This is a genomic window from Bradyrhizobium sp. LeoA1Lang, from assembly GCF_055413685.1.
Genome location: NZ_JBVAPG010000254.1, coordinates 1 through 7,893, shown reverse-complemented (window position 1 = coordinate 7,893; position 7,893 = coordinate 1). Strand labels below are relative to the sequence as shown.

The 7,893-nt window shown below is 56.7% G+C and carries 4 protein-coding genes and 3 pseudogenes; all 7 read left to right on the top strand.

Features of this window, described 5'->3' with window-relative positions; translation table 11 throughout:
* Positions 1–172 (top strand): annotated as a pseudogene (locus ACZYOF_RS40755) (IS630 family transposase); the annotation flags it as partial.
* Between the two features lie 337 nt (positions 173–509).
* Entirely contained in the window at positions 510–1,124 is a 615-nt protein-coding gene (locus tag ACZYOF_RS40750; protein WP_463719278.1) for a group II intron maturase-specific domain-containing protein, read from the top strand.
* A gap of 314 nt (positions 1,125–1,438) precedes the next feature.
* Positions 1,439–2,446, top strand: a pseudogene (locus tag ACZYOF_RS40745) (ISL3 family transposase); the annotation flags it as partial.
* Between the two features lie 17 nt (positions 2,447–2,463).
* A pseudogene (locus ACZYOF_RS40740) lies at positions 2,464–3,346 on the top strand (IS110 family RNA-guided transposase); the annotation flags it as partial.
* A 1,145-nt stretch (positions 3,347–4,491) separates the two neighbouring features.
* Positions 4,492–5,967 (top strand): coproporphyrinogen-III oxidase family protein, encoded by a 1,476-nt coding sequence (locus tag ACZYOF_RS40735; protein WP_463719277.1) that lies wholly within the window; start codon positions 4,492–4,494, stop codon positions 5,965–5,967.
* Positions 5,968–5,986: 19 nt separating this feature from the next.
* Positions 5,987–7,174 (top strand): hypothetical protein, encoded by a 1,188-nt coding sequence (locus ACZYOF_RS40730; RefSeq protein WP_463719276.1) that lies wholly within the window; start codon positions 5,987–5,989, stop codon positions 7,172–7,174.
* A gap of 80 nt (positions 7,175–7,254) precedes the next feature.
* The gene (locus tag ACZYOF_RS40725) at positions 7,255–7,806 is read left to right on the top strand and encodes a GNAT family N-acetyltransferase (protein ID WP_463719275.1); all 552 of its coding nucleotides are present in this window, start codon (positions 7,255–7,257) and stop codon (positions 7,804–7,806) included.
* Positions 7,807–7,893: the final 87 nt, after the last annotated feature.

Below are 7,893 nucleotides of genomic sequence, written 5' to 3'. Positions count from 1 at the left end.
CATCCTGCAAGGCCAGTCGTTGAACGGTGCATCATTCACCGCCGTCACGCAGCTACAGGAGCACATCGATGCCTTCATCCGCGCCTACAATGAAAAAGCACAGCCCTTCGCCTGGACGAAGAAACGATTCCGCCAAAAGCGGTTCAAAGGCTGCCGTATCACTCAGCTCTGATTCCGGGTACTAGCTGCCATTCAGAGTCAGCTTGCCGATCGCGGTGGATACCTGCGACTGGCCGAGACAATTACAAGCTTTCTTGCACGGCTACGCGCAACCGCGAAGACGTTAGATGTTTCAGAGCGCCAACGTATCGTCCGACTCCTCGTCAAAGAAATCCTGGTCTCCAATGACACAATCGTGATTCGCCACTCGATTCCTGCGCCAACCGGTTCACCCGCCGGTGGCGGACCGACTTCGCCCCCTGGAGGCGGCCACCCGTCGGTCGGCGACGCAAGTTACCTTTTGCGTACGGGGAGTAGTAAGCCCATCCTGGCGAATCTGTTTCTGCATCATGCGTTCGATATGTGGATGGCGAGAACCTTTCCTCGTCCCGTTTGAGCGCTACGCGGATGACGTCATTTGTCACTGCAAGAGCGCCGACGAGGCGCAGGCGTTATGGAGCGCGCTTGCCGACCACTTTGCGGCCTGCGAGTTGGTGCTGCATCCGGAGAAGACGAAGATGGTCTATTGCAAGGATGCGAACCGGCGTGGCGATTTTCCGAACCAGTCGTTCGACTTTCTCGGGTTCTCATTCCGAGCAAGAAAGACGGTATGGCAAGGAACTATCCACGCGCACGGCTTCATGCCCGCGGTAAGTCCAAAAGCGCTGAAGGCCATCAGCCGGACGATCCGGCGCTGGACTCTTCACCATCACAGCGACAAGTCCCTGCAGGATCTGGCCAAGGCCTACAATCCGTACACTCAAGGCTGGATCAACTACTACGGCCCCTTCCATCGGACGCAGTTGCGTCCGACCCTGAAAAGGATCGATGCCTTTGTCATCCCTGGGCGCGCCGCAAGTTCAAGCGGCTGCGTCGCAAGACCAAAGGGGCACGAGATTGGTTTGAGCGGCTTTGCCGCGCAAATCCGACTCTCCTCGCTCACTGGCTGTCAATCGGCCCTTTAATTGCGAGGTGTTGTCAAGCTGCCATTCTTTGTCTCCAGTGGCACGACGGCAGCGATCACTTCGTCGGAGCTGGTCGGGGTTGCGGAGACGGAGTGATCGCGGGTGACGAGAGAATCGTCAGCCGGAATTGGCCTGAGGCCCGGCCTCTTTAACGGGTCAACTTATTCGCGTTGATGTCGCAGCTGGGGTCATGGTCCTTCCCGACGTAGCGGGCGCCTCATGTTGATGTCCGGATCCGACGCCTCAACGTTTGCAGCGCAGTGCGGACAAGCCGCCGCCAGCCGATTGAACGAGGTCGTCGCGATCACCGTCCACGTGTCCATAGCCGATATCGAAGACGCGTGACCGATTTGCCGCTCGCAGGGCGGATCGTCCAGCTCCTGGTAATCGCTCGCCGCTTCCGCTGCGACGCCGTCCTGTGCGGGCGCCAAATCTTCACTGAGCGCTTCGCCGAGGGGATTCTGGCGCCGTCGGCCCGACCCACGGCGAGGATGGATTCGATCGTTCATCACCTCGGCCTGGCGCTTGGCGGTCGACCGGCGGCAGGCTTCGCAAAGCGGCTAATGTTGCCGGTGAGTAAGGATACGCTGCTGCGCGTGGTCCGACGCCGTCACCGTCCGCCGGCCGACCCGCTCAAGGTCATCGGCACGGATGATTGGGCCTGGCGGCGCAATCACCGATACGCCAGCATCGTCTGCAACCTGGAAAGGCGCCGAATCGTTACCCTGCTGCCAGATCGTGAGCCCGCGACCGCCCAAGCCTGGCTTGCCGGTCATCCCACGATCGCGATCGTTGCCCGGGTCCGCGGCGGGGGATATGGCGAAGCGGCCGCAAAGGCCCTGCCGCACGCGGTACAGGTCGCCGATCGTTGGCATTTGATGGAGAATGCCAGTCGGGCCTTCCTTGACGCCGTCCGAAAATCGATGCGCCAGATCCGCACCGTCATCGGCGCGACCACGATCGATCCCAAGCTGCTCACCGCGGCCGAGCGCCTGCAGTATGACGGATATCTTCGCCGCGAAGAGACCAATGCAACTATCTTGGCTTTGTCGAAAAGCGGAACACCGATCAAGCAGATCGTACGCAAGACTGGCCATAGCAGGAAGCTGGTTCGACAGGTGATCCGTGGCGAACGCCATGATGTCTTCCGGACCCGGCAGAGTTCGCTCGATCATCACCTGCCATGGCTCGACGATCAGTGGGTTGCCGGCCGCCGAAACGGGGCTGAACTTTGGCGACGTCTAAGGACGCGCGGCTTCCGAGGCTCTCTTCGTGTTGTCGCAGAATGGGCAACCCGCAGACGGCGGGTACTCGCAATCAACCGATTCGGAGCGCTACCATGAAGCAATACGTCGGGTTGGATGTCTCACAACGGGAAACTTCAGTCTGCGTAATCGACGAAAGTGGACGAGTAACGTTCGAAGGCAAGGCCAAGTCCGAACCTGGAGCATTGACCGAGCTACTTTGCAAGCGTGCGCCAAATGCTGAGCGTATCGGTTTTGAAACTGGAGCGATGGCGAGCTGGCTTTGGCACGAGCTCCGACGCGTTAACCTTCCTGTCGTCTGTGTCGATGCTCGCCACGCACATGCCGTACTCTCGACCCGCTTGAATAAGAGCGATCAGAATGACGCCCGAGGACTGGCCGAGCTGGTCAGGGTCGGCTGGTACCGAGAAGTGAAGGTCAAGAGCGAAGAGAGCCAAAGGACCCGGGCCGTTCTCGTGGCGCGATCTCGTCTGGTCGCAATCCGAAGGGATATCGAAAACCAAGTCCGCAGCATCGTCAAAGAGTACGGCCTGCTGTTCCCAAGAGCTATAGGCCTTCAGTTTCGGAAGCAGGTCAACGACTTGTTGGGTGATGATCACCACCTGCGTTCCGTGGTTGATCCTCTCTTGCTGGTCCATGATCAGGTCTGTCGGCAGCAAAGTAAATAGACGACGAGATTCGGCGGCTCGCAAAAGCGGATGAAACGACGCGCGCCTGATGACGGTCCCGGGCGTGGGCGTCGTAACCGCCCTGACGTTCAGGCACACGGTCGACGGTCCGTCGCGCTTTCGATCTGCGGCGGCCGTTGGAGCCTATCTCGGGCTTACGCCTCGACGCAACCAGTCCGGCGAGATCGATCAGAACGGCCGAATCTCACGCTGGGGCGATCGACTGCTGCGAACTTATCTCTACGAAGCCGCAACTGTCCTGCTCTACCGTACGAAGAAATGGGAATCGGCTGGCCCCGGCTTGTCCGCACTCCGCTGCAAACGTTGAGGCGTCGGATCCGGACATCAACATGAGGCGCCCGCTACCTCGGAAAGGACCATGACCCCAGCTGCGACATCAACGCGAACAAGTTGACCCGTTAAAGAGGCCGGGCCTCAGCCAATTCCGGCTGACGATTCTCTCGTCACCCGCGATCACTCCGTCTCCGCAACCCCGACCAGCTCCGACGAAGTGATCGCTGCCGTCGTGCCACCGGAGACAAAGAATGGCAGCTTAACAACACCTCGCAATTAAAGGGCCGATTGACATCACTGGCAGCTATGTCATGGCAACGGCCGAACATCGGGAGCCGTATGAATCGAGAGGTTCACGTACGGTTCTGGGAGCGCCCGGAGGTGAAAGCCCTCCGGGCGACTCGACATGGGGTTCCGGAAAGCTGATCGCATGGTGCGCGTTCGCGCCAAACGCCGGTGCACCAGCGATCGTCGGCCACCTGGCAATTTGGCGGTGTATGCCGCGACTCAGGAGGCAGGAGCGCCCTCGGCGCCAAAGGGCTCAATCGTTGGCTCCCGTTGAAGAGTACGCGGGGTGTTGTCCAATCACCTCAGAACCCACTGTCGAGAGACGATCATGGTCACTCGATGCTCCGTGTTGTCGTTTTTCGGCCGTGTCCCGTTGAGGACGCGTATGTCCGGGAGCCGACGCTGTGGCGTAACTATTCCGACAATACAGCGCAAAGCACATGGTTTTCGTTCCTCAAAAAAGCCCCGCGCGAGCGGACTTTGGTGGCACGTCGATTGCTGGGACACGGAAAAGGATCCGCATGACCATGCAATCCAGTCGTCGCCGCAGGAGTTCAAATGAAACTTGCTCGATCCAAACAAGTCAGCGCCATAGCTGTACGGTTGAGTGCGGTCGGTATCGCATGCATTCGCATTAGCCAAAACATCTGCCTCTCGTCGACAATCTGTAGTCGTCTGCGTGTACCACCGAGCGCATCGCGACCTGCGAACGGAGCTGCAGCGAGTGGGGCGCGAATGCAGCTCGCTGATTGAAACGCGCCGCTTCAGTAACGAGCAAGACGAGATTGATGTGGTACGGCCGCGGCTGCCAGCGCGGCTTTCCTACACGAAAGCTAATGGAGTCCCCAACAGATGAACGCGCCCAGCTATTCCGAAGCCCTGGAATTTGCGATCGACCGCTCGTACGAGATCAATCTCGACATGTTGAGATCGCGAAATCTGCACCTGGACGCGCACAACGACTATCTCGTCGGCACATATCCTCCTCTCAAGGCAATGGGTGACCTGGATGCCGAAAGATTGTTGACTCAGGTCGCCTCGTCAATTGACCTCTATTTTCATATCCCATTCTGTAATCAGTATTGCACGTTTTGCCACTTCGCCAAGGAAATCAATCCATCTTCCGAGCGAGTGGAACGCTATTTGGCGGCCTTAAATAAAGAAATGACTTGGTCGGGCGCGGCGCTTGCTGGGAGAGCTGTTGAGACTGCGTTTTTTGGAGGGGGCACTCCCTCATTTTTGACGAACCATCAACTCAAAACGCTATTTGCCATGGTTAACGAGCGCTTTGATTTGTCGAAGTCAGAAGTAAGTTTTGAGTTGCATCCCTCGCTTGTGAAGCATGCGGACGCCGCGGATCGCATCTCGACTCTACTTAGAGGCGGAGTAAACCGCTTCGTACTGGGCGTTCAAAGTCTAGATCGGGATATTTTGCGTATATTGAACCGCGGGCACGGTGTGGAGGAGGTGATACAACTCGTGACATTGCTGAACGAGATGGGCGTTGAGAATCTATCGCTTGACCTCATGTATGGCCTGCCGCAGCAAACGCTTCGGAGCTGGTACGACTCAATAATCGGGCTGTTGGACATGGGAATAGAGAAGTTCAACGTATTCCCGTTGATGTTTAAATTGACTGACCCCGTGGCCCGCCATTTGGCTATGGGACGCTATCAATTCGCCGGGGCCAAGGAGCGCATTATAATGCACTTCATGGCGGAGCACATCCTCACGAAGCTCGGTTATCGCTATGGACCAATTTTCTATTGGACTAAGAGGTCGCAGCCGCACTCCGTTCAACAAAGCCGTAAATACGATTCCTGGAACGACAATAATCTCGTCCCGTTTGGGGTGGGTGGATTTGGCTACATGAGCCAGTGCCAGTTCTACAACGAGGCAGATCTAGATCGCTATCTACGTAGGGTCGAAGCCGGCGAGAAACCAGTGTGGAAGGGGGTTGTACTGTCCCAGGACGACCTCATGCGCCGAACATTAATGTTTGCCTTGCGAAGCAGCGGAGTGCTGCTCTCCCGCTTCGAGCGCGAATTTGGAGTATCGCTAGAAGAATACTTTTTCGGCGAGCTTGAAATCTTAAGGGAGGCAGGCCTCGTTCGCATTTCAAACGATGGCGTGCTTTCGTTAACCGACGCCGGAATTATCAACTCGGGCGCTGTATCGTTGCTATTTTTCTCTGAGAATGTACTTGAGCGGGTCGCGTACAACGATAGCAGGATAACAGACAAACAAACGGATCTAATCGAAAAGCACGACTACTCGCCCGCCGCAAGATATGGGTCGAGTGCAGAAATGCAAGCTGTTTTTCGATGAAGTGGGGGAGCGCTCGTCTATGGTCGCTAAGTTGTCCTTTTCCACTCCGGAACAGCAGCGCCGTCGGGCGCGGCAGATATTTTCTCATGTGTCCGATAGCTTCGATCGCGGGCAACGGAAACGGCCGCTTGGGCTTGTCAGCAATGTTGTCGCCGATCAACTGCCGCACTTCATTGCCGAGATCAAAGGCAGTGAACGGCCAGATGAAGCGGTCAAGGCTCTTGGAAGTAGCATTAATGCGATGATTGCATCGGCTGACCATGATGGACAGCTGCTGAAGTTGCCGGATCCCGACTTCGCCGTCGCTAAGACAGACGTCCAATATCTCGTCAATTGTGCTTATCAGATGTCGGCGTTTGCCGGCCTTGATCCCGTGCAGGCGGAGTTGACGGTGGGAGAGGCGCTGAGCCGTCTCGCCCGCTTAAGCTGCCAGCGACAGCCTAGCATTGAGGTTCTCTCCTATGAAGATATGATCCTGACGAATCCAGTGCAGAGCGATCCTCGCATATATTGCCTTGGCGCCGCCGGGGTCGAGGAGCGAGACTTTTGCTTGGGTCATCAACTCATCGAGAGCGAGCTAAAATTGGCAATCGCAGCTCTACTTGAATTGCGTGATGCGGCTGACGCGGACGCTCATCAATGTCTTGCGCTATGCTTGGAACGCCTTGAGTCAGCGAACTATGTTCTGGCCCGATTTTTTGAACATATGTCGCCCGACCTATTTAGCCAATTTCGTGTGTTTTACGGAAAAAACCCTTACAAGAATAGGCTTGGCCCAAGCGGTCGGTTTTCTGCCCGGGTCGTGGCGGTCTCGGTGCTACTGGTCGGCGAAGAACTCTTTCAGCAGAAGCCGCAATACTATAGGGATTTGTATCGGCTGTCCGAATACTATCCGCAGGGAGGCATTCACGAGGTATTCCGCTGGTTGTCACCAGATGACAAAGGCGCGGAGCCCACGCCAAGTTGGCTGGAAGGGAAAGCGGACTTTCCTGGGTTTGCAACCATTTCGCCCGTCATCGAACGCTATGGTGGAGAAGTCCGAAGGCTGCGCGCTTCGTGTGTTTGTGCGCTGGAACAGTTTACCCGGATGCACCGTACTACGGCTTTGAAATATACGGTTGAACCGGGTCGTCCAATTGTCGGAGTCGAGGCTTCGGAAAGTGTTGAGGCTGTCCTTTCACAGCGGCTGTTAACGGCGGCGCGATAGCCGGCGGTATTTGGCTAGGTAAAACATGTAGTGATGCTGAGAGGCGCAGGCATCCGACACGGGTCCAAAGGTGGCGTTCGATGTCTCAGGACGAAGTGATGTTTCGTCAATTTGAGTCAGGAGATACTGATGATGTGTGGTATCTGCATAGACGCGCATCGGAGGCGGTTGGTGTGTGTGGCCCGGAAGGAGCGTGGGAGGATGATTTACGAAACATTGGAGAAATATACATCGCGTCAGGCGGAGACTTCGTAGTTGCGCATATTGGTTCCAAGCTCGTTGCCATGGGTGGATTGAAGCTTATTGACGATGACGTCGCAGAGCTGAAGCGTATGCGAGTCGATCCTGCCTTTCGACGGCGAGGGCTTGGGACGAGGATTCTTAGTGAATTGGAAACGCGAGCCGCCGCCCTGGGATTCAAGCGGATAGTACTCGACACGACAAAGATCCAAGTAGGGGCTCAAAGACTTTATGAGGCCGCCGGCTACGTTCGCCGTACGGAAGGGATGTTGCACGGATATGAAGTGATCTTCTACGATAAGCGGCTTGTCGGCCGGGATGAGCCACGTCACATAATCAACGAGGTTGTGGGCGGTAGTGTGCGGAAGGTTCTGCAAAAGCTGAGAGGCTGAAGCGGTCATGGTAAGTCCGGTGATTGCGAAGATCACCGCTCATAGAGGAGCTTGGACCCGCCATGACCGTGACGAAGATTAGGACGG